Source organism: Priestia sp. SB1, from assembly GCF_038898415.1.
In genome coordinates, this window is sequence record NZ_JBBJSS010000010.1 from 172,088 (window position 1) to 198,884 (window position 26,797).

Genomic DNA, 26,797 nt, shown 5'->3' on the forward strand with positions numbered 1-26,797 from the left:
TCTTTTGGATGAATATCAAACCTGTTATAAGAAGCAAAACTTTCACATAGAATGTTATGTTAAAGTGATATTAGGTATTGGGGATTTTAACCAATTAATAGTCCGTAGAGGAGAATTAAAGAAAATGGCTACCTTTTTCTTAATACTTATCGGCTTCTTTCTTATTATTTCAAATATCGTTGGATTTATCTCCTACAAAAAAAAGAAAAGTCTATACGCTGCTGCTTTTACAATATTGATACTGGCCGCTTTATTTGGGGCATTAGGCGGTATATTAGCACTGTTGATCATTAGAGACGCTTTTGCCATATTTTATGGTTTACAAGTTGGATACTATTTACTTATAAATAGCGCAATTGTTCTGTTACTGGCAGTTATAGTTACAGTTATAAAACAATATAACGATAAATAAAAAATTTGCTTAGTAAGATTTATACTTTGTAAGTTTGTAGTTACTATAATCACGGTTGGAGGAATAAAAAAAAGCCTATACGACTCTATTTGTTATTTTCTCTTATTCCAATGAAATAGGTTTCTAAAAATATTTGTCGAACTAATTAATACCCCTATTAAAAAAGCAGAAAATACAGTAAAAGGAGGAATTAGTTTGCAAACTATGTTTCATTATAACTGGTTGGTTAGAGAAGAGTGGTATCAATGGTGTGAGAATATTCCACTAGAGGAATTACTTCGGAAGCGAACAGGAGGAGTAGGAGGAATATTACATACGCTCTTTCACATTGTTGATGTAGAGTGGAGTTGGGTTCGCGTTCTTCAGGGAAAAGATGATTTTCAGGAGAATTTTGAGGAATATCAAAGCTTAGAAAAAGTTCGCCAGCTAGATATCAACTTTCAGTTTGAGGTAAGAGAATTTGTTAGGACTTGGAATGCAGAAAAAGAAAAGAATATTCTTTATGATCCACAACCAGACGGAAGTATAGCAACTGACACTTGGGGAGAAATTATGCGTCATGTGGTGGCTCATGAAATACACCATATTGGACAATTATCGATATGGGCTAGGGAGATAGGAGAGAAACCAGTTTCAGCCAATCTTATTGGTAAAGAACTTAGTCATACATTGCCAAAAATTTAAGTTAATGAACTTTATTGATAGAACTCATGGCTTGTAATTAAGAGAATAGAAGCTTTAAAACTCTGGCTTCTTATAGTATATAAAATAATTTTCACTAGTTAAGGTAGGAAGACATTCTTAAGAGTACCCTCCTATCTAACTAAACTAAAGATTCGTGTAATATGCCCCACTAATTTGTCTTTCTGAGTTTCCATACAATGTATTACCGGAAATAAAAGAGCGTTAAGTTTATCAAAAAACTTACGCTCTTTTTACTCACAATTTATCAACTAGAGAAACTAAGTTTAGAATAGGCTCTGCCTCTTTCTCTTCTTGATATGCCTCAAAATTTATTTCACCAAGTTTTACACCTACATCATATTCACCAATTAAACTATCAAGCATAATAAATGCTGCAGCAATAAATTGATCATTTTCTTCGCCATATCCTTTAATGTAAATAACAATATCTAAACAATCCATTTGTTTATCTTCTCTATACGTAAAGAAAATATCTTCTGTATTTAAAACAATATCTTCAAAATAAATTTCTTGTTCACTATCTTGTCTTTGTCTAAATGCTACAATGTTAAATTTCTCGAGGCTGGGAGCTTCCTCTACCAGCTTTATGACAGCAGGAAACGCTGAAACCATTCCTTCTGCACTGATAATAAATTCTCTTTTTCCTTGTTTCATTTCTACACTGAATTCAAAAGTTAACTCTTTATGATACTTGGATAATTGTAAGCCTAATTTGTTAAATAAAAGATCATAGTTATTTTCGTCTAATTGGAAATAATCTTCGCTATTTTTCTCAAACCAAGACCAAAATTCTTTTTCAGTGATTTTTCTCTTAAATAAATTCTTTAACATAAGACCTCCAGGGGGTTCTATATACATTTTTAATTAAAGTATATATCAAAAGCTTCACAAGAATATATGTATATTTCATATAAAGTTAGCTACCATAATGTGCTTTTTCTTTTTTTAAATATTAATACAGATTCATAGACAAACCAATAAACTAATAAGTATACGATAATCAAAATAAACACATTTTCAAAAGAAATTTTGTTAAGATTACAATATATGTATGGAAAGATTAAATGTTCATCTAGATACATTTAGCATACACAGAAAGGGGAAAAAAATTTGTCGATTTACCATAAAGTAATTGGAGAAGGATATCCTATCGTTATGTTGCATGGTTGGACACTTGACCATCAAGTGATGTTAAATGCAATGGAACCGTTATTCGAGAAACGAAGCAATTGGAAGAGAATATACATAGACTTACCAGGGATGGGGAATTCCGAGCCTCAATTGTCTATTCAGAACTCTGATAATATGTTAGAAGCGATATTATGTCTTCTAGACGAAATTATCCCTGACCAACAGTTTATTGTTTGTGGCAATTCATATGGAGGGTACATTGCCAGAGGTATAGTTCGTTCACGTCAGGACAAAGTTCGTGGATTACTACTAATGGCACCATTGATTATACCTGAATATGATGAAAGGGTGGTGCCCCAACAGACTGTTCTAAGGAAAGACAACGACTTGATATCACGTTTGTCTCCAGAGGAGGCTGATGAATTTTGTTCCATGGGGGTAGTACAAGGTCAAACTGAATGGGAGAGGTTTCAAAAAGAAATTTTACTTCCTTCCAAACAAACAAATCATGAATTTTTAAACAACATTCATCAAAATGGATATGGCTTTACCTTTGATATTTCATTTAAACTTGAGCATCCCACACTCATTATAACAGGACGTCAGGATAATGTAGTGGGATACCAGGATGCGTGGCAACTAATCGAAGATTACCCAAGGGCCACTTTTGCAGTGCTTGATATGGCTGGTCACAACCTACAAATTGAACAAACTGATGCATTTAACGAATTAGTTCATAACTGGTTAAACAAACTTGAACTGGACAACTTTTTGTTGTTTAAGAGTAGAATTTAATTATCTACATCATTAGCGTCAAACGTATCTTTTGTAACGTTCAATATATGACCACTAATGTTAACTGTTTTGTTATTTACCCATTTAACTTTGGCTGTTTCCTGAGGGTAATTCCAATAGATGTTTTTCTTTTTATTAAAAACTTTATTTGTATAAGTCACTTCTCCTCTAATAGCAAAAGGTGTAGTCGCTCCACCACTTGAACGATAAATCTTTACTATGTAATCACCGTTAGGAGATGTACTTTGAGAAATATATTCTCCCTTTGGAGCAAATCGTAGATAACTAGGCGCAAAAAGAAACCACCAAACAAATCCTATAACTAGAAGAGAGCTTAATGCAGTCAAACACACTATATATCGTTTTTTCAATTTCTAACCTCTATTCAGATGGACTCAATTATAATTTTGTTCCTATCTGATTATATATCAGAATTGAGTTGAAAAATCATGAATATCATATACAAAATCAGTTTACATTATACCTGTTTCAACAATCAAAGCAGCCTTTAGATTGGTAAATCTAAAGGCTGCTAGTATATCTAGATATTTAATATTCCTTGTATGTAACAGTTACATTCTTATAATCATTAGGGCTTATTGGGTCGAATAGATAGTGGGTTTTTGATTGGTTCTGATCCATCCATTCTAATTTGTAGTTATCCTCGTAAAACATTCTGTAACCATCATCACCACGAATATCCACAAGTTTTTTTGATAATAATTTAAAATTCAACAGTTGATAGACCTCACTATGACGCGTTTCTTTAACCACAAAAGCTTCATTCCTGCTAGGAGAATAAAAAGTAGTGTATGCAGTATCACTATCTATAAGCAGCCACCAACAAAAATTACTTACTATGAGAAAGGTCGAACATATAACAGTAAGGGTTTTTAACGTTTTATCTTTTAGTTTATACATAATAATCTTGGTAACGGATAATAGGATTACGGTATTTATAATAAGGTCAATAGTGTCCTCAGAAAAGTTGGTGCCTTGCACGTAAATGCCATTCAAATTTAGAACAAGCATTATAATTTTCAGTAGAATACTTAATACACAAATGAATAACGTTATAACAAAATTTCTTCCCAAATTGATTTAACCTCTTTTAATTTTTAAATTCCTTTTAACCCCATTTTATCATAATTATTCTTTGGAAAGTTCTTTATATCATGTATAAAACTAGTGCACATAACCATTCTTTCCGACACACAACCCAAAAAGAATCCTTATTCCTCCAGGGACATCTATAGATTTATTGTTATTATTATTCAGCCTTTTGTAAATAAAATAAAAAAAACACTTGATAATTTGTATGCGTTTTCATATTATAAATAAAAAGGTAGTAACTTTTTTGGAAACATTGTGATGTTATGGAGAGGGAGGTGATTTTAGTATCGGCCTAGAGGAGATTACAATTTTGAAGTCTATCAAAATTGTAATCTTCTGTGTGATGCATGTTTAATGTGAAGTCTCAAAATGTGTTAATCAAAGGGGGAGAACTTATGGAACAGCCATTGGTTCAAAATGTAGAACATTCAATTAATACGCCTAAGAAACTAAGACTTAAAGAGAAGGTTGCTTATGGATTGGGAGATGTAGGAAATAACTTTATGTTAGACTTGGGTCAAATTTATTTGCTGAAGTTTTATACCGACGCGTTAGGCTTGCCTTCTGCAACAGCAGGTTTAGTATTTTTAATTACGAAAATATGGGATGCGTTCGCTGATATTACAGTAGGTACTTGGATTGATAACCGTAAGAAGATAGGCCCTAAAGGCAAATTTAGACCATTCTTTCTCTATGCTGCAATACCGCTTGCTTTGATAACGATAGTCAGCTTTACTAATCCTGATTTTTCAATAACCGGAAAGATTATATGGGCATATGTAACGTATATGGCATTTGGAACGATTTATAGCATTTCAAATATTCCTTATGGATCAATGGTACCTGCGATGACAAAAGATCCTGTTGAACGAGCAGAAATGGCATCATTTAGACAAGCAGGCTCAAATTTAGGTCTTCTTATTACAACTGTAGGGTTTATGCCGATTGTCTTAATGTTTAACAATCAATCTACTGGTTATTTAGTGGCTGTATCTATTTTTGCATTTTTGGGCGTTTTATTACAAGTCTATTGTTATGCCAATGTAAAAGAAAGATATGTGTATGAAAAACCCCAAAATACAAATGTAAAGCTGACTGATAGCTATAAAGGGCTTTTTAAGAATACGCCTTTACTCATTCTTTGTTTAGTTAATTTGTTTACCTTTTCAGCTTTTAACGTCAAGCTTGCTGTACAAGTCTATTTTTGTCAGTACGTTTTAAAAAATGTAGCAATCGTTCCTTATATGGGCTTTTTTAGTATCGGCTGTGTATTTATCGGCGTAGCAATGGTTCCTTTCATGGTTAAAAAAATTGGAAAGAAATCTACGTACATATTAGGGTGCGCGATTTGGGCTGTAGGAGATATTTTAGCTTATGTTTTTGCAGATAACGCAGTGATTTTTATTACATTAGCTTGCTTTGCTTTCTTCGGAAGCTCATTTGTAAACAGTTTGAACTGGGCATTAGTTTCTGATGCTGTAGAGTATGGCGAATGGAAGACGGGCAATCGATCTGAAGGTGTCGTGTATTCTTTCTTTACGTTCTTCCGTAAACTTTCTCAAGCGCTTGCAGGCTTTATTCCTGGGGTTGTGTTAGGAATTGTGGGTTACGTTCCAAACGCGGTGCAAAGTGCAAATGTACTGGAGGGAATCAGAGGGTTAATGTTTATTTATCCAAGTGCATTAGCCATTGCAACGATTATTGTCATGTTTTTCTTTTATAAACTTTCAGATGAAAAATACAATAAAATCGTAGCGGATCTTGCTAAAAGTAAAAATAGAATACCAATGTAAGATGATAGGTAAAATGAACGAAATACAAAATTAATTTAATAATCTAGCAAAAAGTACTTGAAATATTGGTGGCGTTTTCATATTATAAATACAAAGGTTATTACAAATTATATAAAGGTCATTATCTTTTAGGGGTAATAGTCACTTAACTGGAGGTATAAAGATGAAGTATTTTTTAGATAGTGCAATTTTAGAGGAAATTCGTTACGCGTATGAAAACTGGGCAATTGATGGAGTTACAACAAACCCTCGCCACATTATGAACAGCGGTAAACCATTTTTAACGGTTTTAGATGAATTTGCAAGTGAGTTTAAAGGAGTCGAAAATTTCCCGATTTCAGTGGAAATTAATCCTCATTTGGATAATGCTAAAGCTATGGTAGAAGAAGGGACAAAGATTGCTAAGTTATCTTCAAACTTTGTTATTAAAATTCCATGCACAGAGCCTGGCTTAATTGCAGCAAAGGAATTTGAAAAACAAGGTATTTCTACTAACGTCACTCTTGTCTTCTCGCCATCACAAGCACTTCAGCCTGCAAGAATTGGAGCTAAATTTGTATCTCCATTTGTCGGCTGGAAAGAAAATAGCGGGGATGATACAACTCAATACATTCAGGATATTGTGAATATCTATAAAAACTACGATTACAACACAGAAATCATTGTTGCTGCTTTACGTAATGGTAAACAAATTGTAGATGCGGCAAAAGCTGGTGCGCATATTGTGACTTGCGGATTTGATGTATATAAAGAAAGCTTCCAGCATGCGTTCACAGACTATGGTTTAAACAAATTCCGCAACGCTTGGGATAATACAGTCACAGAAGCTCCTGTCTTAAAATAAACATATGTATTTTATAAAAGGCGCCTCTTAGAATCTTATTATCTTCTTGGAGGGGCTTTTTATATAGCAAAAGGAGAGAAGAAAACGTTGAGCAGCTTTCAATACATGAAAGACTTAAATAAACATGTACCTTTTTATCATATAGAGGACAGCAAATTTAAGCCTTATGGAAAGGTAATTAATGAATACAATTTCAGTGAACTAGAAACATATATGGATAGTTTAACTATTCCTCAAGATCAGAATGTATATGTAGCATCCGTTACTGAGATGGAAAACACCATTATTAAAGATCAGCTTCAAGAAGCTTTTTATGGTGAGATGCCTATTCAAATTGGATATTGTAATGGTCCTAATTCAACCTTAAATGGTCTTGAGTATCATAAAAGCAGTGAAATTAATATCGCTATAACGGATATGGTTCTTTTATTAGGTAAGGTACAGGGAGTTGAAAATAACTTTTTTAATTCAAGTGATGTAATCGCTTTCTTTGTACCTGAAGGAACAGCAGTTGAATTGTATGGTACGACATTACATTTTGCTCCTTGTAAGGTCAATAACGAAGGGTTTAAAACAGTCGTCATTTTACCTAAAGGAACAAATGATCCGTTATCAACTAATATTCAAAAAAGAACAAAAGAAGATGAGTTATTGTTTATGAAAAATAAATGGTTAATTGCTCATCCTGAAAGAGAGCAATTAATTAATAAAGGCGCACATCCCGGTATAAAAGGAGAAAATATTAAAGTTTATCAATAGAGCGCATGAATGTTAGACAAAAGACTAAGCTCTATTAATTGATGGGAGAGATAAAAATGTCAGGTACCTTAAACGTAACTAAAGGGGTAAATGTGGAGATCTTACAAGATGGATTTGAGGTTGCTCTTAACGGTGTAGTTCTTCTTCAGCATACAATACAAAAGCCAATGCTGTTTGTTGGCTATGGAGAAGAAACGATTGAAATGTATAGAGGGAACTTTGATATTAAAGATTATGTGACCGAACGTACAGCTCTTCGCTACGCGAATGTTGAAGAAGTAGAAGGGGCATATAAAATTGATTTCTCCAGCTTTAAAAATGGAGATACTATGCTGTCTCTTATAGTTAAGGAAGAAGAGGATCGTCTAAAAGTAGAATACCAAAAACATGATGCGAACATTAACCGCTTTTGGTTACGAGTAGCTGCAGATGAACAGGAAAGAGTCTATGGATGTGGAGAACAACTTTCTCATTTTAATATGAGAGGAAAAAACTTTCCTTTATGGACATCTGAGCCGGGGGTAGGAAGAAATAAACAAACATATGTAACATGGCAAGCTGATGTAATTGATAAGGCTGGAGGAGATTACTATAATACCAACTTTCCTCAACCTACATATGTATCTAGTAAAAAGTACTATTGTCATGTAGAAACAACGGCATACTCGGACTTTGATTTTCGCAATGAGGCATTCCATGAACTGCAGGTTTGGGAAGTACCTAAATATATGCTGTTTGAAACGGCGGATACGTACCTTGAATTAGTTGAAAAAATTACCGGTTTATTCGGAAGACAGCCCGAGCTACCAGACTGGGTATATAACGGCGTGGTTTTAGGTATTCAAGGTGGTACAGATGTTGTTGAACAAAAATTAGAAAAAGTTTTAGCAAAAGGTATGAAAGTATCTGGAGTATGGTGCCAAGATTGGCAGGGCAAACGTATTACTTCTTTCGGCAAACGTTTAATGTGGAATTGGAAATGGAACGAGAATGAATACCCGGAGCTAGATAAAAAGATTGCAGAGTGGAAAGAAAATGATATTCGTTTTCTAGGTTACATTAATCCATATGTAGCCATTGAAGGTGATTTATATAAGGAAGCTGAAGATAAAGGGTACTTAGCATTAAATACGGAAGGAAATACGTATTTAGTGGATTTCGGTGAATTTTATTGCGGAGTTGTTGATTTTACTAACGAAGAGGCTACCGAATGGTATAAACAAGTTATTAAAGAGAACATGATTGATTTTGGATTAGACGGATGGATGGCCGACTTTGGCGAATACTTACCAACTGACGTTGTGCTCAAAAATGGAGTCGACGCTAAGATTATGCATAATGCTTGGCCGACAATGTGGGCGAAAGCGAACTATGAAGCGGTATCAGAAGCAGGGAAACTTGGTGAAATTGTATACTTTATGCGTGCCGGATATACGGGCATACAAAAATACTGTACGCTTCTTTGGGGCGGAGATCAAAGTGTAGATTGGTCGCTAGATGATGGTTTGGCTTCTGTTATTCCTGCAGCTTTATCATCAGGAATGAGTGGCTGTGGCTTACACCATAGTGATATTGGAGGGTACACAAGTCTACATGGTAATAAACGTTCAAAAGAGCTTCTGATGAGATGGGCAGAAATGGGAGCCTTCACGCCTATGATGAGAACACATGAAGGAAACCGTCCTGATGATTGTTTTCAGTTTGACGGTGATGAAGAAGCACTAGAGCATTTAGCAAGAATGTCTAATGTTTATGTAACGATGGCACCTTATATTAGATCACTTGTAGAAGAAAATGCGCGACGTGGAATTCCTGTTCAGCGACCTTTGTTTATGCACTATGAAGAAGACGAAAAAACATATGATATTCAATACCAATATTTATTTGGTGAAGATGTACTTGTTGCGCCGGTTCATCAAGAAAACCAAACAGAGTGGGAAGTATATTTACCACAAGATCAGTGGGTCCATGTATGGAGCGGTGAAGAGTATACAGGAGGATCGGTTACTGTTCAAGCGCCATTAGGTTATCCACCTGTATTTTACCGTAAAAAATCTATATGGAGTGAGTTGTTTTCTAAACTACTTCATATCTAATTTAAGAGCTATTTATATAAGAAATGTAGTCAAACGGAAAAATTCAAACAGAAAATAGTGTTGATAAAGGTAATGATGTATTTTAAAATGGTTATAACAAATAGTTTTACGACAAGGGGAACTCTATATGCAAAATACAACAGTTTTATATGTGCCTATAGGTAGAAAAACATTTGATATTGAAGCAGCTGAAATGTATCGTCAAAAAAGTATGGAGTGGCTGAAAGGCAACTGCAGTACTCTTATCGCGCCAGAGCAAATTATAACATCAGTTGAAGAATTACAGGGATTTCTTGATTCAATTAAAGGGGATAAGATTGATACCGTTCTATATCAAAGCGTTACGTTCGCCGACGGTGAATTTATGGTTAAGATATTGGAGTATTTTAAACAGCCTGTAATTGTTTGGTCCGTACGTGAGCCAAGTGTAGGGGGACGTTTACGTTTAAACTCGCTAACAGGTGGAAATAGCACCAGTAATGTGCTGCGTAATCATCAGCATCCGTTTGCATTTGTATTTGGAAATCCAGATGAGAAAGCGTTGCAGGAGCGTCTATTAAGACAAATTAACGTTATGCGCGTGCTAAAAGCATTAAATGAATTAAAAATTGGGGTAGTGGGAGATTATCCACCAGGATTCTTCTTTTCACAAGCTAACGAAGATGAATTAAAAAACGTACTTGGCGTAACCCTTCATAAGATGGATTTACAAGAAGCGTTTAAAGAGTGCGTAAAACTTCCAGAACACGAATGGATAGGGGAAGTTGAGCGGGCAGAAAAGCAGGTGATTGGTCTAAATCGAAACGATGAAACCGTTGCTAAATTTGCTCAATTTTCCACTTATATTAAAAAGCACATTCAACGTGAAAAGTTAGATGCATTAGCTATGCGATGCTGGCCAGATTTCTTTAATGATTTAGGAGCTGCTCCGTGCTCAACTTTATCTCAGTTTACGGAAGACGGAATGGTGACATCCTGTGAGTCGGATATTCACGGATCAATCTCAATGTTTATCCTGCGTGAGTTAGCAGGCGGAAATGCACCTTACCTAGGGGATTTAGTTCACATAGACGAAGAAAAAAACTCAGTTGTTTTTTGGCACTGCGGTGCAGGAGCATATTCGCTTGCCAACCCTTCTACTGGAGCAACAGCAGGGGTGCATCCTAACAGAAAAATCGGTTTTGCAATGGATTTTGGATTAAAAGCAGGAGAAGTAACGATTTTTAGGGTAAGTCATACGCCTGATGGGTATCGCCTTCTAGTGATGAAAGGAGATGCCTTAGATGTAGAGCAGCCTTTTACAGGTACATCTGTAGAAGTAGAACTGGCGACAAATGCATCAGACACACTTTATGAACTTATGCACGCGGGGTATGAACCTCACTTTGCACTAGTGTATGGTGATGTGACAGAACATCTAATTGAACTAGGCCGTATACTTAATCTAGAAACAAAAGTCTATATCTAAGAAAATCGTACTTCTCTGCTACAGTAAAAGTTAGCCAATACTATATAATAATACCAAACGCTAACTTAAAAGGAGTTTGAGAATATGAAAGATACAATCGGTTCTAATAAAAATATTGCGCTTTATCTTCAAGTAAAAGATGTCTTAATTAAACGTATACAAGAGAAAGTTTGGAAGCCCAATACGTTAATTCCAACAGAACAGGAATTAATGCAAGAGTTTGATGTAAGCCGTACTACCTTAAGACAAGCTATTTCTATGCTAGTACAGGACGGGCTGCTGGAAAAAAAACAAGGCAGAGGAACAATTGTAAAACCTCAGCCTCTTATCGGCGGCAGCTTAGGCAAGCTTAAAGGACTAGCAGAAGAAGTAGCGGAAAAAGGATTAACACCAAATTCAAAACTCATTCGTACTGATTTTAAAAAAGATTTATATCATGAAACTTCCATGCTGGAATTGGACGCTGGAGAAGAGGTTTTAGTTATTGAACGAATTCGTTTTGCCGATGAAGTACCTATTGCGATTGAACGTTCTTGTTGGCCTATGCATATTGGGAAAATACTAGTTGAACAAGATTTAAATCGTGCAAAATTTTATGAAGTGCTAGAAGAGAATGAAATCTTTTTAAAACGAGCTAAAGAGAAGATATCTGCGATTAATGCAACGATTTATGAAGCCGATCTGTTAGGCATACGAGGCGGAGAAGCTTTACTTGAAATGACACGAGTAAGTTACGGTTTTGATGATAAGCCACTCGAATTTACGGTAACAAAATATCGCAGTGACAAATATCATTACAATATTGAGCTTACAAGATAAAACGCTAATACAATTGGGGATGTGGAGATAATGACAAGTTTAACTCAAGTCAAACAATATGGTTTATATGTAAATGGGGAATGGGAAACAACAGCAGAAAAAATGGAAGTCTTAAATAAATATACGCAGCAGCCTGCAGCTGAAATCTCAGTAGCTACAAAAGACGATGTAAATAAAGCTGTGGCCAGCGCGAAAGAGGCATTAAAAAACACTTTTTCACCATATGAACGCTACGAGGTATTAATGAAAGCGGCTGAGCTATTACTAAGCCGTCAAGAAGAATTTGCTGAAATTTTGGCTACTGAAGTTGGAAAATCTATTCGTGAATCTCGCGGAGAAGTTGAGCGCGCAGCTACAACTTTACAAATTTCAGCGGAAGAGGCAAAGCGTATTCATGGAGAAGGTGTGCCTGTTGAATCGGCTCAAGGCTCAGAAAATCGGATGGCTTTTACAGTAAAAGTCCCGGTTGGAGTTGTTGCAGCTATCACACCGTTTAATGTACCTATCAATCTAGTTTGTCATAAACTTGGACCGGCAATCGCAGCTGGGAATAGCGTAGTATTAAAACCCGCTGAAGTTACTCCAATTTGTGCGCTCAAGCTCGCTGAGTTAATGGAAGAAGCAGGCTTGCCAAAAGGGCGCCTTCAAGTATTGACTGGAGATGGAGCAGAAATTGGTGAATGGTTATTAGAAAACCAAGATGTTAATATGTTTACGTTCACAGGAAGCCCAAGAGTAGGAGAACTTATCCGATCTAAGGCGGGTTTACGTAAAGTTTCACTTGAACTAGGAAATAATTCGGCTACTGTCGTACATAAAGACGCTGATTTAGAAAAAGCTGCATCTTTAATTTCTCAAAAAAGCTTTAATAACGCAGGACAAGTTTGTATTTCCGTTCAACGAATTTATGTTCATACGAATATTTATACTGCTTTTGTTAATAAGCTAAAAGAAAAAACAGAAAAGTTAGTAGTCGGTAATCCAATGGATGAGCAAACGGATATTGGACCTATGATTCGTCTTAAAGAAGCAGAGCGAGTGGAAGAATGGGTAAAAGAAGCAGTGGAAGAAGGGGCAAAAATTGAACTAGGAGGAAAGCGTGAAGGTGCTTTTTATCTTCCTACAATTTTGACTAATGTAAATGATGAGATGAAAGTTTGTCGTCAAGAAGTATTCGGGCCAGTAGTAGCTATTGCTCAATATGACGAGATTGATGAAGTGATTTCAAAAGTAAATGATTCTGACTATGGGTTACAGGCAGGCCTTTTTACGAATGACTTACAATTTGCTATGAAGGCAGCTCGTGAAATCGAAGTAGGCGGATTAATTGTAAATGATGCTTCAGCGTATCGTGTTGATCATATGCCATATGGCGGTGTGAAAAAGAGCGGTAACGGAAAAGAAGGGCCAAAATATGCAATTGAAGAAATGACGGAAGAACGTATCATTGTTCTAAATTTATAATTTATTAGTTTAAATGAAAGACCTAGATTTTTAATTTTCTAGGTCTTTCATTTGGGAAATAACAAAGAAAAAATGACGAAGGTGAACAAATATGGAGTTCCTAACAATCCTCCTTCCTATTTTCGGGATTTTTGCACTTGGATTTATTGGACAAAAGAAAATAGGATTTGATACCAAAACGATTTCAACAATGGCACTTTATTTGATGTCTCCAGTTCTAGTGTTCAAAACATTTTACACAACCAAATTTACGATTGATTACTTATATCTTACGTTATACACATTTGCCCTTTGCTTTGCATTAATTGCTGTCGTCTATATTATTGCTTATTTTCAGCGATATTCTACTTCAGAAACCTGTGGAATGATATTAGCGTCCTCATTTATGAATAATGGAAACTACGGTACACCTGTTGTTTTATTACTTTTCGGCGTGACAGGCTTAGACTCTGCCATCATTCTAATGGTCATACAGCAATTGGTCATGTGTACAGTGGGAGTTTACTATGCAGCTAAAGGAAGTCCACAGGGAAATGGTATAAAATCAGCCATTGACGCAGTTCGAAGGATACCAATTGTGTATGGGGGACTTTTAGGAGCTATATTTCAGTTTCTTCATATTCCATTAAGCAACTCTGTAAAAGAAGCGGTTGATTTAGTAGCGGGTGCAGCTATTCCTACCATCATGATCGTACTGGGCATGCAGCTAGCTAAAATATCAATTAGAAATTTAGCCAAAGCCAAAGTTTCATGGTCATTAGCTATCAAGCTTGTAATCTCACCATTTATCGCTTATATACTAACGCTTCTGCTACCTGTGGATGAGATGGTGAAACAAATAATGATTATTATGGCTGCTATGCCCACAGCTGCGAATACAACTATGTACGCGCTTCAATTTAATACAGAGCCGGAGTTTGTATCAAGCGCAACGTTAATTAGTACCTCTCTAAGCCTTGCTACATTGCCTATCATTTTTCTAATTGTTTTGTAAAATAACATAGAAAAACGTTCCAATATAGGTTGAAAAAATAATTTTATTATATGACTTTAAAAGGAGTAGTCAGCGTGAATTCTCCTCATAACGCAGTTTTAAAAAGATATTTAAAGTTTATTTTCTATTTTAGTTTTGTATTCTTCTTATACTTCTACTTCACATACAGTTTTCAACACTACCTGACGAAATATTTTTTTCTTAATTGTTTACTGACGGGGATATCTTTTCTCATTCGAAATTTAAGAGGTTATACGGAAAAACTGTAAAGGTATCTGTAACGGAAAAACTGTAAAGGTATCTGTAACGGAAAAAACTTATTAAAAGAACTTATGGATTCTTTTAATAAGTTTTTTTGGTTCTTAGTATTATCCCTGAATATATCTACATTTGAAAATATTTTAAAAAATAGTTGAAATGCCCGGTACTAAGTATTACAATCTACATATACTAAGTATTACTTAATAGCTTAATTTTAAAAGTTATTAAGTAAAAATTGGCTTGGTACTAAGTAATACAGAATATAAGTCAGACAATATAGAGGAGGTTCTGAAGATCGAAAATTTAACTGAAATGCTGAAGGGTTCGCTGGAAGGCTGTGTGTTAGAAATTATCAGCCGCCATGAAACCTATGGCTATGAGATTACACGCCGTCTGAACGAGCTTGGATTTATCGAGGTCGTGGAAGGAACGGTCTACACTATTCTCGTACGATTAGAAAAGAAAAAACTTGTGAATATAGAAAAAAAACCATCAGATATGGGCCCACCCCGCAAATTTTATTCGCTTAATGAGGCGGGCTACAAGGAGCTTGAGTTGTTTTGGAAAAGGTGGGATTTTGTATCATCAAAAATCAACGTCTTGAAGTCAAACTAGCTTCATAGGATAGACCGTCGGATAGTTTTAAAGCATCTTATGAAGCTTTATAAAAAGGAGGAAAAATGACATGTTGGAAATATTCAAAAAAATGATTGGTGATAAAAAAGAGTATAAAATGATGATGGCACGGGTTGAAGCCTTGCCAGAGGACTATCAGTTTGTATTTAAAAAAATTCAAAACTACATGTGGAATTTCTCATCGGGCAACGGAATGGATATGCTACACATGCAGTATGAATTAATTGATTTATTCGAAGCAGGTGCTGCAGAAGGTAGACAGGTGCTCGAAATTACTGGAGACGATGTGGCTTCCTTTGCTGACGAATTAGTGGCAAATGCTAAAACTTATATGGTTAAGTACCGTGAAGATTTGAACCAGAGTATTAAGGAACGATTAGGAAAAAATAAATTTAATCAATAACATCGACTGAATAGCTAGTTGCTTTTGCTATTTAGTCATTTTTTAAACTCAGTACTAAGTGATATAGAATATCAGTCAGACTGAATAGTAAGGTATCAAAAACCTAGCTCTACGAGACGCTCAGCTTAGTTACATCATGACAGTTCTAGCAAGCAAGCTTGTGGAGCTTTTTAAAAGGAGGAAAAACGTATGAGAAATACAGCGATTTTTGTAAAAGAATTAAAAAAGTCCTTTAAAGACAAAGAAGTTTTAAAAGGGGTGAACGTTGAGGTGCAGCGCGGTGAAATTTTTGCACTGCTGGGCTCAAATGGAGCAGGGAAGACGACGACAGTTAACATTCTTTCAACGCTAGCACCTAAACATTTAGTTGGTTTAACGGGTGGAGTTTTAACTTTATCGGAGGTCTAGCTTCTATTATCGTTCCAATTGTTATTGGTTTCTTAGCAAAAGGAGGCAACTTTGCTCCAGCGCTAGTATTCATAGCGGCATTGGCCCTTTTAGGAGCACTTTCGTACATCTTCCTTGTAGGAAAAGTGGAAAGAATTAAAGTGGTTAAAGATGAAAAATTGAATCGAGATATTGTGTAAGGCTGTTTGTAGTGTTATAGGAATCATATATCTGAAGTTATTTGTGGCGGGATTAAAAGAGAATTTGTAAAAGGTTTATTAAAGAAAGAGCATAAATTTTGTTGGGGACCAACGGATTTATGCTCTTTTTTTACCTATAAAAGAGGATTTCAGACCGTACAAGAATAAGATTATTAGGTTAGGTAGTAGTGATGTTCATAAATACAAAAAGCGTGATAAAATACACAAAGTTTCTACCTTTTATTAACAGTAGTTACAGGTTGATAAGTAAGAAATGATTAGTAGAGAGTTGAAGGTGCATGTATGAAAAAGGTGTTAACAACTTCTGCTGTATTATCGCTAGCATTAGCAGCTGGCAGTAGTAATCAAACCAAGTAAATAAGAGCAGAAACATAATATTTCCTGCTATAATTCTTAAGACTGCGTAGCTATTCCAACATTTGAGCAAACTATCCAAGACACCGCGAGGTATCTATCTAATATCCTAATCCGCGGGGCAAAAGAAACTATTAAGGATGAGATAGTTTCTTTTGTTTTTTTAATACATTATCAACTTAAATAGACCTTATTTAGTTAACATAAAACGGCTTGTCGGAAATTACATGCAAAACAACCTTCCATAAGGGGTTTTTGTTATTTTCACTAATACTATTTTGAAGCTAAATTTTCTCTATCTACAGCCTCTGGTGGAATTTCCATCCATCCATTTTCCATCATAATATTTGATGCATCCTTAACAAAATTTGCTATATTCATTAAAGATCTCCCATAAAGTAACGCTAAATCATGTCTGCCATTTACAGCTAGTGAATTCCCAAATGCTCTTATTTTCATGGAAAACATATCGACCTTATGAAACAGCATTAGTTTATCCGAAAAAGGTGCGAAAGTTGAAGTTGTGACTAAATGGTCAATAAATTCTGGAGCAGGTAAGTTCTCACGATGAAGTTTTTCTATGTAATGTTCAACTGCTTTATGGGTAAGGTCTTTTCCTTTTACAAATATGTCTCTAACTTTTTGGCTTTTGGCAACTTGACTAAAAGCCATGATTAAAGCTTTGCTTGTTACGTTATTTTCAATATTATCGTATAAATGAGCAATTTCTAACGCGTGTAGAGGACGAACATCTCCAACAAAACCACTCAAATAATCAGTACTGGCAATTTTTACTTGTTCTGGAGCTGGAATAATGGGTGGGGCAATAATAAGGCTTTTATCCATTAAAATGGTTTTAATTTCTTCCATTAATTCCATGGTCGAGTTCATACAGTAAGTTAAGAAATTGCGTACATCTTCTCTATATATTAAAGGTATAGCGATACTATAAATGCTAAGTCCTGCTTTTCCTGCATACTTTAAATAATATACATAAAATTCATCTTCAAATAATCTTGGAGCACCTAGATTAACGTCTTCCTCTGTAAAGCCATGTGGAATAGGTATATTTTCTTTGATAAATATCTCTTTGACGCTACTTTGAAATTCTTCAGTTAGTCTTTTCGCATGTTCTACTAGCTTTTTTATGTCTTGATCTTCAACATGTTGTAGAAAATAATTTAAAATACAATTACACATGCTATTACCCATATAGGTTGCCCAGAGTTTTCCCATTTCTGGAGCCGTCAATTTTCTATCAGGATTTGATTTTTTTAAGCCTATCTTAATTGGTTTAATTGTTCCCATTTATAGTCTCCTTTTCTTAGGCTTGCCTTTTATATTGTTTTTATTCTTCATACCCTGTAAACATTACAAGTCCCTTCAGAACTTTTTTAAGATATATATGGATTGTCAGGAACAGTTTAGGTTGGTAATGTTAAACTGCTCCTATTTTATTTTTATAGAGTGGGTAAGTTCAACGCTGTATCGATATTATTTAAATCTAAACTAATTTGTTCATTTGTATCCCAAACATGGTACCATCCTTTTTCTACCATATATGCAGATATTTGTTCATGCATATCAAGAGCTTCCACTAAATGGTGAGTGAGCATTTCTTTAATTTCAGGTGTTCCTGCCTCCGTAACTGTCATGGCATAATTTCTAACTCCACTTTTAGCTGCAATTAATAAATCCATTGCAACCACTTGATCCGATAGGGCATTCATGCCAGTTAAATTTTCAATAATTGGATTCATGTGTATTCATCTCCTATTTTACTGCTTAGCGTTGGAAAGGATAGAAGCATATTCTTGTAATTGTCTCGTAGATACATCTATGTCTTGCTGCATAATATCTTTTAATTGCTGATCTGTAACTAATCCTCTCATCGTTTTGGACTTAGTCAAGCAATTGGTCTTAAATGCAGCCATTTCATGGACCTCAAGAACTTCATGTAAAGCGTAATTCATTTTTTCTACCTCCTTCCTCAAGGTTTTAACAAGACTTTTATACAATTATCCATTTTGGTGTCAAAAATCTCATAGCCACGCTTTGCTTCACTAAGTGGAAGTACATGACTCACGACATCTCCTGGATCAATTTTTCCGGTCGAAACTAATTCAAACATATATGGCATATAGTGAATCACAGGTGCTTGTCCAGAGCGAATATTGACGTTTCGGTTCATAATATCTCCCATTGGGAATCCATTATATTTGCCACCGTAAACGCCTGTAACTTGGATTGTCCCGCCTTTACGTACTGCTTGTGAAGCCATGATGAACGCACCAAATGCTCCGCCCTGCAGTTTCATTCCACTCGCAAGGAACTCCATATCATTCATTTTACCGTCCATACCAACTGCATCAATGACAACATCAGCGCCGCCCTTCGTCATTTCTTTCAAATGCATTCCTGCATTTTCAAAATGTGCGAAATTTACAATTTCAACTTTGTTGGTACGTTTGGCGTGTTGCAAACGATAATCTACATAATCTACGGCAATGACACGCTTTGCTCCTTTTAGCCAACAGAATTTTTGAGCAAAAAGGCCAACCGGACCACAGCCAAGAACAATAACTGTGTCGCCACCCTTTACGCCTGCATTGTCAACACTCCAATAACCAGTAGTCATTGCATCGGCAATAACTGCTAACTTTTCATCTGGTTCTTCACAAGTCTCTGGAATTTTGAAATGAGTAAAGTTAGCAAACGGTACTCTTAAATATTCAGCTTGCCCACCTGGATAGCCACCCGTCGTACCAGAATATCCGAAATAGGCACCCATATCACCATTATCATTGGAATTATCACATTGGCTTTCCAAATGGTTTTTACAGTAAAGGCATTCACCGCATGCTATATTAAAAGGAATAATAACACGATCTCCCTTTTTTACTTTCGTCACATCTGGACCAACTTCTTCGACGATTCCCATTGGTTCATGGCCAATCACATAGTTTTCTTGCAGGTTAGGAATCATGCCATGAATTAAATGTAAATCAGACCCACATATAGCCGTACTGGTTACTTTAATAATCATGTCATCTCGTCTTTCAATCTTTGGATCTGGAACTTCTTTGACTACAACATTTTTAATACCTTGATACGTTACTGCCTTCATGATAGATATCCTCCAGTGTTAGTGTTCATCAGGTGTTCGGTCAAACAGACCTTTTCTATTGGTCTCAACAGGAAATAAATTCATTTTGCCAATCATCAATGTATTGTTGGCAGAGAGTTGGTCTAGTTGATATTGTTCACTTAATTCGTATGGATGGAACCATTTCTTACTGATCATTAGTTCTGTAATTTCTTGGTGCATGGCAATCCCTTGCATTAACTGTTCTCGTAAGAGGGTTCTAACATCAGGTGATGCGGACTCCGTTAATGCGACTGCGATATTGCGAACACCTTCCTTGGCACGAAGAAGAAAGTCCATCGCAAATGTGGTATCTGCGAGCTCTGGTACGTGTAGCGAGTTTATAGGATCTAAATAGTCATGATTCACTGAATTTACCTCCTTTTCAATTGATTATTGGTGTTGGCCGGTTTTGAGGAACAGGGGCTTCAAAAGGTGCACGTTGATAAACTGCCTGTAATTCTTCCAGCGCTTGTATCGATTGTTCAACATCTTTTTTCATTAATGCTCTCAAATCATCATCAAATACAAGTCCTTGCATTAGTTTTGATTTCGCTAAGCAAAGGGTTTTAAAATTAATAACTTCATGTAAATCCAATGACTCATGATCGGCTAATTTTTGAATATCCATTTCTGATTACCCTCCTTTTTACGTAAATACAATGTTATTGTTCCGAATATAGGAGGAAACATTCTATAATGTTTTTTATGGATCAAGTATATTAAATAGTTGTAATGAATATAATTGGGAGAATTCATCCATTGATAGTAGCTGCGGCTGAACGCTTCAGTTGAATAGAAGTAAAACGTTGAGTGCATACTCATGAAATAATGTGAACATTAGCATGCTAAACCTATTAGATAATATTTAGGTGAGGGTATTTAGAGATTTTCCACCATAAAAAATAGCCTCCTTTGAAATAGAAGTCTAGCTCTAGAGGAGACTTGCCTATAAGGCATATTTATTTAACAGCTTCTTTCAATTCTTTTCCTAGTTTAAAATTAGGAACCTTTGAATCCGGAATTGTCCTTTCCTAACCTGTTTGGAGGTTACGACCTGCACGTTCACGTACTTCAAATGTGCCAAATCCAATCAACCGAATTTTTTTCTTTCGCAAGTGTGTTATTAAGCAAGGCTTCCACAGCTTTTTAGCATCTTGCTTTAATAGTTCTGCTTGTGTTGCAACTGTTGTATATACTAGTTCAGTTTTATTCATCTCCAAACACCTCATCCTCTTATTTTTACATAATATGTAGAATTGCTAACGTATTATAGCTTCTAAAAGCTTGTCATTTAATAAGATTAGATAAAAAGAAAAAGAGTTCCTATTTTTCTGGGAGCCTTCATACGGAGATTTATCTTTTCGTATAGAAAACCTTATTAAGAAACATGCATTAGAAAAAATATAGATCATATATATGAGATATCCCGTTTGAATGTTTGAGGAGGGTATTATGAAACCTATGTTACCTAGTGAAAAATATTTCGGTAATTTAGAACTAGTTTATGCATTTTATGGGGCTATGCCTACAGGTGTTACTGTTTCAGAAACCGGTCGTATTTTCATTTGCTTTCCGAAATGGGGAGACGATGTTAAATTTACAGTGGCGGAAATTGTTCAAGATAAATTGCAGTCTTATCCCAATTTACAAACCAATTTGGTTAACTCCGAAAATATCACAATGACTTTCATCAGTGTCCAAAGTGTAGTCGCTGATGGAAGGGGAACGCTTTGGATATTAGATACAGCAGCACCCAATTTTTCTGAACCTATTAAAGGGGGAGCGAAATTAGTCGCTGTTGATTTAGAAACCAATACAATAAGAAAAGTATATACCTTTACAGAAGATGTTGTTCTACCTACAACTTATCTGAATGATGTCCGTTTTGATTTTCGTGTTGGAAAAGCAGGTTATGCCTATATAACAGATTCTTCTTCAAAAGGACCAGGAGCTATTATTGTCGTAGATTTATCAAATGGAAACGCGTTTAGACGGTTAAATGGAGCAAAATCAACTTCACCCGATCCCTATTTTTTACCGAAGGTAGAAGGTGAAATTTTGATGAATAGAAACATAGATGGCTCAACTTCCCCATTTAGATTGGCTTCTGATGGAATAGCGATTTCTCCCGATGGCAAAGTTTTATTTTTTTGTCCACTAACCAGTCGTCATCTTTTCTCAATCCCAACAGAAGTTCTAAGGGACCGAACTATACCAGATAAAGATTTAATTTATCATGTGGAGTATTGGGGAGAAAAAGGTGCTTCTGATGGAATGATCACCGATGCAAAGGGAACTGTTTATGCTGGAGATTACGAAAACAACAGTATTCGTAAGATATTTCCAAATGGCACAATGGAAACTATCGCACATGATCCGAGAATTTTGTGGCCGGATACTTTTTCAATCGGTCCGGATCAATATTTGTATGTCATTGTGAACCAATTACATCGACAGCCTAGATTTCATTATGGAAAAGACTTACGAGAGAAACCTTATAGTTTACTTCGTATCAAAATTGATGAATTTCCTGCTCCAACCTTTTTATCATAAAAATAGTCAATTAATTGTTTTTATTATATAGTGTAAAACAAACACGAGTAAGCAACAAGTATTAGCTTTATTTACTTCTGCCAAATAACATCAAAATGGTTTAATAGAAACAGTTTATTTGGTTAGTGTTAAACTGTTCCAGGAAATGTTTTATAATATCGGTAAATTCAATGCAGTATTAATATTATTTAAATCCAAACGCATCTGTTCGTTTGGATCTCAAGCAGGGTAATCCTTATACGCTTATTTAATAACATGAATGTCGCATACATATCTAGTTAACATAATACCTCTTTAGTTAATGAAGTTGCTCGACTGAAGAATGCAAAATCCTTAAAGAGAAATTCTTTATGAAACAATTTACTAAAGTAGAATAAGAAGTCTTTGCTCTTGCTATTGATAGTCATTCCATTTCAGAAATACAAAGCCTTCTTCATAAAGAAGAAAGCACCATTAAAAATTAAAGAAAAAGTATCTTAAAGAAATTGAATACGGAATCTATGACAGACGCTGTTCACCAATTTCAAAATCTACATCAAGAACCTTCACAGAAGATAATACGCATTTCATAACCATATAAGTGCCTTTAAGCCTGCTTTTCTTTTTAGTCTAATAATCCCTTTTCCTTAAACACTTTTCTCAGAGCTTCATTCACTAATTCAGATTTATAACTTTTTGGGACTCGATCAATAATACTTAAAACATCATCATCAAAATAAAAACCTCGATACACTCGCTTTGAACGGTCTTTTGGACTTTGCAACAGCAAATCAATTGCATCTACTGTACTAGCTTTTTCAAAGCGGTCATTACTACTTTCACTTTCATTTAAATAGCTAGCCACTAGCTGCTACTTCATTAGTGGCTAGCTTTTGTTTTGCTGGCATTTTATTGTTTTTAGAAATAAGCGTACTAAAATTAACATCCAAAGGTTCTGATTCTTCTCCAACGTAGCGATAAATACTTTCCTCACTGTCCCATTCATAGCCTAATTTCTTAATCTTTGATTGAATGGTACGAGTACTTACATCATACTGATCAGCTAATTCTTTAATGGGTAATAACAAATAATTTTTAGGGGAGACTATTTATGACGCTGTGAAGCTTCTGTTTGGAAATCCTCATTACTTGTTGAGTTAACAACATGCTTCGTTAAAAAGCTACTGACCCCTGTTCAGTAGCTTTTACTTTTTAATTAAAATAAAACGGCTTATAGGCAGTGATAAAAAAGAAGTCTTCCATGGAGACTTCTTTTCAATATTTATTAATTCTTTATTTCCAGACTGATTTAAATGTTAGAATTAAATAAGATCCTCTATTTTTGCATTCTTTTTAAATTCTAAAATGGCTTCCACTGCCTTTTTGTATCCTCCAGAATTCCTCAAGGATTTTCCAATTTCCAAGCTCTTTTCTTTAAATGAAGCGTTTGATAGCACTTGTTCTGTTTTGTTTCGTAATGTAGTAGCGTCTAATTCTTGACGATTAAGTTGTAGACTAGCTCCTAATTCTTCAATCCGATTAGCTACTATTAGCTGATCCCCCACAACAGGCATAACCACAGGAGGAACACCAAAATAAAGTCCTTCACTCGTACTATTCATTCCACCATGAGTAATAAAAACATCGGCTTGTTCTAGTATTTCTAACTGAGGTACATAATTACGTATAATGAAATTGGATGGAATATCTTTAAATTGGCTAATGTCCGTATGTTTTCCTACTGATAATATAACTGTAGCTTGTATTTCTTGGAATGCTTCTAAACTATAAGCAGCCGTATGAAATATATTAAAAACTATATTCGTAAAAAAGAAGGGGACTGTTCTATGAAAGCTGTACAAGTAACAGGTTATGGAGACGTAAGTAAATTAAGCCTAGTAGAAATTCCTATACCTGAACCCAAAGAAAATGAAGTTCTTATAAAAGTGAAGGCCTGTGCTATTAACAATACAGAAATTTGGATGAGAGAGGGTGCTTACGGTACTGACTCAAAATCTGGATGGCGACCGGAAGGAGTCCAGTTTCCACGTACACCAGGATCTGATATAACGGGAAAAGTAGTAAAAGCAGGAAAGTTAGTAGACGAGTCTATAGTGGGAAAAGGTGTTGTGTTATTCCCTTTTATATCTAGTGGAGAAGAAGGGTACGAACATATTTCTGATGATATGTCTTTTATAGGTTCAGAATACGATGGTGGTTATGCTGAATATGTGGTCTGGCCTGCTGAACTTTGCTTTGACATGCCCCTATCAAGCTATTCAGAAAGTGCTGTTTTTTCGGTAAGTGGGTTAACTGCTTGGCACATGGTCAACCAAATTCAAGCTCAACCAGGTGAGACAGTTATAGTAACTAGAGCAAATGGTGGTGTGGGATCATTAAATGTACAGATTGCCTCTAAAGTCTTTGGTGCTAAAGTTATTGCAATCACGGGGGACTTAGAGAATCAAAAAAGAATTAAGGAATTGGGAGCGACACACGTATTATCATATAAATCTGATACTCTTTCAGAAGACATTTTAGAACTGAACGGAGGTCCGGTCGATTCCGTTCTAGATGTTGTAGGAGATGCTTTGTTTTCCATATCTCTTCAAGTTTTGAAAAACGGAGGGAAATTTTGCATTTCAGGTTCTGCAGGTGGTCAGCATACAAACTTTGATTTTAGAACATTGTATCTAAAACATATTACAATGTATGGATCTGTGTTGGGAACGAGAGCAGAGTTTAAAGATATGCTTAAGGCAATTTCTGAGGGGAAAATTAAACCAGTTATCGATAAAATTTTCCCTTTAGACAAAGCAAAAGAAGCTCAAATGTATTTTAAAAATAAAGGGAAGTTAGGGAAAATTTTGTTACTTCCCGAAGAATAACCTTGTATCACAAAGGGTTCTTTCAACGAGCATGAAAGAACCCTTTTAACATTATTTTTGGTTTTTGTTTGCTTGAGCGTTTTGACGTTTAACGTGTTGTACGTCAGTCTCGCTAGCAAATTCCGTACCGTATTTGCCAGAAGATGCTTGAGCATTCTTTTGCTTCACGTGTTGTACATCTGTTCCTGAAGCTGTCTTGTTAGAGTATTTGTTTTCCATTACTATCACCTCCACAAGAATTAATATATCCAAGTGGAGAGACAGTATCCTTAGAAGTACCTGGTAAGAAAAAAATGAAAATTTCAGGAAGTATTGTGCATACCACTATGAGGAAACATGTACAAGAAAACACCGTCAATAGTTTGTTCAAATTTTTACCGATTATATATTATAATCCTTAGGCAGCATGCTCTTAAGATAATTCGTTGTGTAATTTTAGAATAGATGTACACCTTAAAATAGAGAGGTGTATAAAATCATGAAAAAGAATAGACTATTTTTAATACTGTTAGTTATCACTTGTTGGTCCAGCTTTTCATTTATGAAAGGCAAAGATTTTAAACGTTTTCTTCCAGCGTCCATTGCTATTTGTATGGTAACTAAATACCTTAATTCTTATGCTAAGAGAAAGAATTTTTGGTCTTTTAAACAAAGTATACATCCGAAAATTCCTGGTGAAGATGTGTGGACATGGGGGCCCTTTTTTACTGTATCCATGTGGGTGCTTAAATCCACATACCGTAAACTGCCTCTGTATATAGCTGTAAACTTTATGATTCATACTACATTTACATTTGTAGTTGTACCTAAATTAAAAAAGGGCAGCATCTTTAAGCTTAAGAAAATTAATCCTTTTCAGTATGTAACCATTTTGACTGTTAGACAACTCCTGTTATATGGTTTTCAACATATGAGTGAGTTTATAATGTCGAAGAAACTAGAGGTAAAGCCGGATAATGGGGAGCATTAATAGGAGCATTCCTTTATTAGGTTATTTGGTAAGTGATAAAAGTATCTGGCTACAAGACACGACAAACACCTTCTAAATAGCTGATTGTTTCTTCAGCTGTCTCTACTTGAAAGTAGAGACAGCTTTTTTAAACCTCTCATCGCTTTTTTCTCGGCTACGTATATGAAAGACGAAGAAGACATTGATTTTGTTCCCAAAGATGTTGAATTTTTAGGTGGAGAAGATTTAAGTGCAGTATTAGTCCACGGATATGCTAATGGTAAAGAGAAGAAAAAAGAGGTGTCTGTCGCAGTAGATTACGGTGATGATTACCGAGTAACAGGGTACGGATACAATTAAAGAAAACCTATGTAGAGAACTCTGTACACCTTAATGGAAGCCTTACATACAAATAAACAAGTATACCTTAGATAGTATGTATAATAAAAACGAGATGCAAACGATTATGCATCTCGTCATGTGAAGAAGGAAAAATCAGCTTTTAATGCAACATATGATCTTTAAGGAACACCTCATTTACGTAATTCCATTGCCTAATGAAACAGTCACTTGAAAAAGTATATTCTCTTTAACAAACACCTCATTTAAGCATTGAGCTAAAAAA

30 protein-coding genes and 2 pseudogenes are annotated in these 26,797 nt (G+C 35.3%); 18 read left to right on the forward strand and 14 right to left on the reverse strand.

Annotation, left to right across the window (positions count from 1 at the left end; genetic code table 11):
- Positions 1-4: 4 nt before the first annotated feature.
- Positions 5-412 (forward strand): 3-isopropylmalate dehydrogenase, encoded by a 408-nt coding sequence (locus tag WKH56_RS30345; RefSeq protein ID WP_342837276.1) that lies wholly within the window; start codon positions 5-7, stop codon positions 410-412.
- A 195-nt stretch (positions 413-607) separates the two neighbouring features.
- Entirely contained in the window at positions 608-1,096 is a 489-nt protein-coding gene (locus tag WKH56_RS30350) for a DinB family protein (protein ID WP_048019354.1), read from the forward strand.
- Positions 1,097-1,351: 255 nt separating this feature from the next.
- Here WKH56_RS30350 and WKH56_RS30355 read toward each other — a convergent pair whose 3' ends face one another.
- The gene (locus WKH56_RS30355) at positions 1,352-1,948 is read right to left on the reverse strand and encodes a hypothetical protein (protein ID WP_047750153.1); all 597 of its coding nucleotides are present in this window, start codon (positions 1,946-1,948) and stop codon (positions 1,352-1,354) included.
- Positions 1,949-2,227: 279 nt separating this feature from the next.
- Here WKH56_RS30355 and WKH56_RS30360 point away from each other — a divergent pair, with 279 nt between their 5' ends.
- A complete protein-coding gene (locus tag WKH56_RS30360) occupies positions 2,228-3,043 on the forward strand; it encodes an alpha/beta fold hydrolase (RefSeq protein WP_342837279.1) in 816 nt (271 codons plus the stop codon).
- On the opposite strand, the gene WKH56_RS30365 is transcribed toward WKH56_RS30360, so the two are convergent.
- Together WKH56_RS30365 and WKH56_RS30370 are read right to left on the reverse strand one after the other, a co-directional pair.
- Positions 3,040-3,414 carry a DUF5412 family protein gene (locus tag WKH56_RS30365; protein WP_047750155.1) on the reverse strand — a complete coding sequence of 125 codons (375 nt, stop codon included), beginning with the start codon at positions 3,412-3,414 and terminating at the stop codon, positions 3,040-3,042. The two genes, WKH56_RS30360 and WKH56_RS30365, sit on opposite strands and share 4 nt — an antisense overlap.
- A 178-nt stretch (positions 3,415-3,592) precedes the next feature.
- A complete protein-coding gene (locus WKH56_RS30370; protein ID WP_342837280.1) occupies positions 3,593-3,964 on the reverse strand; it encodes a hypothetical protein in 372 nt (123 codons plus the stop codon).
- A 587-nt stretch (positions 3,965-4,551) separates the two neighbouring features.
- Here WKH56_RS30370 and WKH56_RS30375 point away from each other — a divergent pair.
- The 11 genes and pseudogenes from WKH56_RS30375 to WKH56_RS30425 form a co-directional block, all read left to right on the forward strand.
- Positions 4,552-5,949, forward strand: coding sequence for an MFS transporter (locus WKH56_RS30375; RefSeq protein WP_014458885.1), 1,398 nt, complete (start codon positions 4,552-4,554; stop codon positions 5,947-5,949).
- A 163-nt stretch (positions 5,950-6,112) separates the two neighbouring features.
- Positions 6,113-6,793, forward strand: coding sequence for a transaldolase family protein (locus WKH56_RS30380; RefSeq protein WP_168761124.1), 681 nt, complete (start codon positions 6,113-6,115; stop codon positions 6,791-6,793).
- 105 nt (positions 6,794-6,898) lie between these two features.
- Positions 6,899-7,552, forward strand: a complete 654-nt coding sequence (locus tag WKH56_RS30385; protein ID WP_275210923.1) for a DUF4867 family protein — start codon at positions 6,899-6,901, stop codon at positions 7,550-7,552.
- Between the two features lie 56 nt (positions 7,553-7,608).
- A complete protein-coding gene (locus WKH56_RS30390) occupies positions 7,609-9,648 on the forward strand; it encodes an alpha-glucosidase (protein ID WP_168761123.1) in 2,040 nt (679 codons plus the stop codon).
- 127 nt (positions 9,649-9,775) lie between these two features.
- Entirely contained in the window at positions 9,776-11,116 is a 1,341-nt protein-coding gene (gene sftI / locus WKH56_RS30395) for a sulfoquinovose isomerase (RefSeq protein ID WP_168761122.1), read from the forward strand.
- An 84-nt stretch (positions 11,117-11,200) separates the two neighbouring features.
- Positions 11,201-11,935, forward strand: a complete 735-nt coding sequence (locus tag WKH56_RS30400) for a GntR family transcriptional regulator (RefSeq protein WP_063247078.1) — start codon at positions 11,201-11,203, stop codon at positions 11,933-11,935.
- Positions 11,936-11,965: 30 nt separating this feature from the next.
- On the forward strand, positions 11,966-13,399 hold the full coding sequence (locus WKH56_RS30405) for an aldehyde dehydrogenase family protein (RefSeq protein WP_168761121.1): 1,434 nt from the start codon (positions 11,966-11,968) through the stop codon (positions 13,397-13,399).
- Between the two features lie 91 nt (positions 13,400-13,490).
- On the forward strand, positions 13,491-14,393 hold the full coding sequence (locus WKH56_RS30410; RefSeq protein ID WP_016766289.1) for an AEC family transporter: 903 nt from the start codon (positions 13,491-13,493) through the stop codon (positions 14,391-14,393).
- 555 nt (positions 14,394-14,948) lie between these two features.
- On the forward strand, positions 14,949-15,269 hold the full coding sequence (locus WKH56_RS30415; protein ID WP_028414817.1) for a PadR family transcriptional regulator: 321 nt from the start codon (positions 14,949-14,951) through the stop codon (positions 15,267-15,269).
- Between the two features lie 70 nt (positions 15,270-15,339).
- The gene (locus tag WKH56_RS30420) at positions 15,340-15,693 is read left to right on the forward strand and encodes a DUF1048 domain-containing protein (protein WP_013058327.1); all 354 of its coding nucleotides are present in this window, start codon (positions 15,340-15,342) and stop codon (positions 15,691-15,693) included.
- 189 nt (positions 15,694-15,882) lie between these two features.
- A pseudogene (locus tag WKH56_RS30425) lies at positions 15,883-16,044 on the forward strand (ATP-binding cassette domain-containing protein); the annotation flags it as partial.
- 884 nt (positions 16,045-16,928) lie between these two features.
- On the opposite strand, the gene WKH56_RS30430 reads toward WKH56_RS30425, so the two are convergent.
- From WKH56_RS30430 to WKH56_RS30460, 7 genes and pseudogenes are all read right to left on the reverse strand, one after another.
- Entirely contained in the window at positions 16,929-17,963 is a 1,035-nt protein-coding gene (locus tag WKH56_RS30430; protein ID WP_165636268.1) for a DUF3231 family protein, read from the reverse strand.
- 152 nt (positions 17,964-18,115) lie between these two features.
- Positions 18,116-18,415, reverse strand: a complete 300-nt coding sequence (locus WKH56_RS30435) for a spore coat protein (protein ID WP_342837285.1) — start codon at positions 18,413-18,415, stop codon at positions 18,116-18,118.
- 18 nt (positions 18,416-18,433) lie between these two features.
- Entirely contained in the window at positions 18,434-18,628 is a 195-nt protein-coding gene (locus tag WKH56_RS30440) for a hypothetical protein (RefSeq protein WP_048019372.1), read from the reverse strand.
- A 17-nt stretch (positions 18,629-18,645) separates the two neighbouring features.
- Positions 18,646-19,782, reverse strand: coding sequence for a zinc-dependent alcohol dehydrogenase (locus WKH56_RS30445; RefSeq protein WP_342837286.1), 1,137 nt, complete (start codon positions 19,780-19,782; stop codon positions 18,646-18,648).
- A gap of 18 nt (positions 19,783-19,800) precedes the next feature.
- The gene (locus WKH56_RS30450) at positions 19,801-20,169 is read right to left on the reverse strand and encodes a spore coat protein (protein WP_016766279.1); all 369 of its coding nucleotides are present in this window, start codon (positions 20,167-20,169) and stop codon (positions 19,801-19,803) included.
- A gap of 16 nt (positions 20,170-20,185) precedes the next feature.
- Positions 20,186-20,431 carry a hypothetical protein gene (locus WKH56_RS30455; protein ID WP_048019374.1) on the reverse strand — a complete coding sequence of 82 codons (246 nt, stop codon included), beginning with the start codon at positions 20,429-20,431 and terminating at the stop codon, positions 20,186-20,188.
- 331 nt (positions 20,432-20,762) lie between these two features.
- Positions 20,763-21,017: pseudogene (locus tag WKH56_RS30460) on the reverse strand (HU family DNA-binding protein).
- A 238-nt stretch (positions 21,018-21,255) separates the two neighbouring features.
- On the opposite strand from WKH56_RS30460, the gene WKH56_RS30465 reads away from it, so the two are divergent.
- Positions 21,256-22,356, forward strand: a complete 1,101-nt coding sequence (locus tag WKH56_RS30465; protein WP_310884037.1) for an L-dopachrome tautomerase-related protein — start codon at positions 21,256-21,258, stop codon at positions 22,354-22,356.
- Between the two features lie 604 nt (positions 22,357-22,960).
- Here the strand turns inward: WKH56_RS30465 and WKH56_RS30470 are convergent.
- The 3 genes from WKH56_RS30470 to WKH56_RS30480 form a co-directional block, all read right to left on the reverse strand.
- Positions 22,961-23,200 carry a hypothetical protein gene (locus WKH56_RS30470; RefSeq protein ID WP_053074038.1) on the reverse strand — a complete coding sequence of 80 codons (240 nt, stop codon included), beginning with the start codon at positions 23,198-23,200 and terminating at the stop codon, positions 22,961-22,963.
- Entirely contained in the window at positions 23,193-23,423 is a 231-nt protein-coding gene (locus tag WKH56_RS30475; protein ID WP_275210937.1) for an HTH domain-containing protein, read from the reverse strand. Before WKH56_RS30475 ends, WKH56_RS30470 begins: the two co-directional genes overlap by 8 nt.
- A 234-nt stretch (positions 23,424-23,657) precedes the next feature.
- On the reverse strand, positions 23,658-24,197 hold the full coding sequence (locus WKH56_RS30480) for a nucleotide disphospho-sugar-binding domain-containing protein (RefSeq protein ID WP_260505721.1): 540 nt from the start codon (positions 24,195-24,197) through the stop codon (positions 23,658-23,660).
- Here WKH56_RS30480 and WKH56_RS30485 point away from each other — a divergent pair.
- Entirely contained in the window at positions 24,183-25,223 is a 1,041-nt protein-coding gene (locus WKH56_RS30485; RefSeq protein ID WP_310884036.1) for a zinc-binding dehydrogenase, read from the forward strand. The two genes, WKH56_RS30480 and WKH56_RS30485, sit on opposite strands and share 15 nt — an antisense overlap.
- 51 nt (positions 25,224-25,274) lie before the next feature.
- Here the strand turns inward: WKH56_RS30485 and WKH56_RS30490 are convergent, their stop codons facing one another.
- The gene (locus WKH56_RS30490) at positions 25,275-25,442 is read right to left on the reverse strand and encodes a gamma-type small acid-soluble spore protein (protein ID WP_033580113.1); all 168 of its coding nucleotides are present in this window, start codon (positions 25,440-25,442) and stop codon (positions 25,275-25,277) included.
- A gap of 259 nt (positions 25,443-25,701) precedes the next feature.
- On the opposite strand from WKH56_RS30490, the gene WKH56_RS30495 reads away from it, so the two are divergent.
- Positions 25,702-26,193, forward strand: a complete 492-nt coding sequence (locus tag WKH56_RS30495) for a hypothetical protein (RefSeq protein ID WP_154973988.1) — start codon at positions 25,702-25,704, stop codon at positions 26,191-26,193.
- 84 nt (positions 26,194-26,277) lie between these two features.
- Positions 26,278-26,532 carry a hypothetical protein gene (locus WKH56_RS30500; protein ID WP_275210940.1) on the forward strand — a complete coding sequence of 85 codons (255 nt, stop codon included), beginning with the start codon at positions 26,278-26,280 and terminating at the stop codon, positions 26,530-26,532.
- Positions 26,533-26,797: the final 265 nt, after the last annotated feature.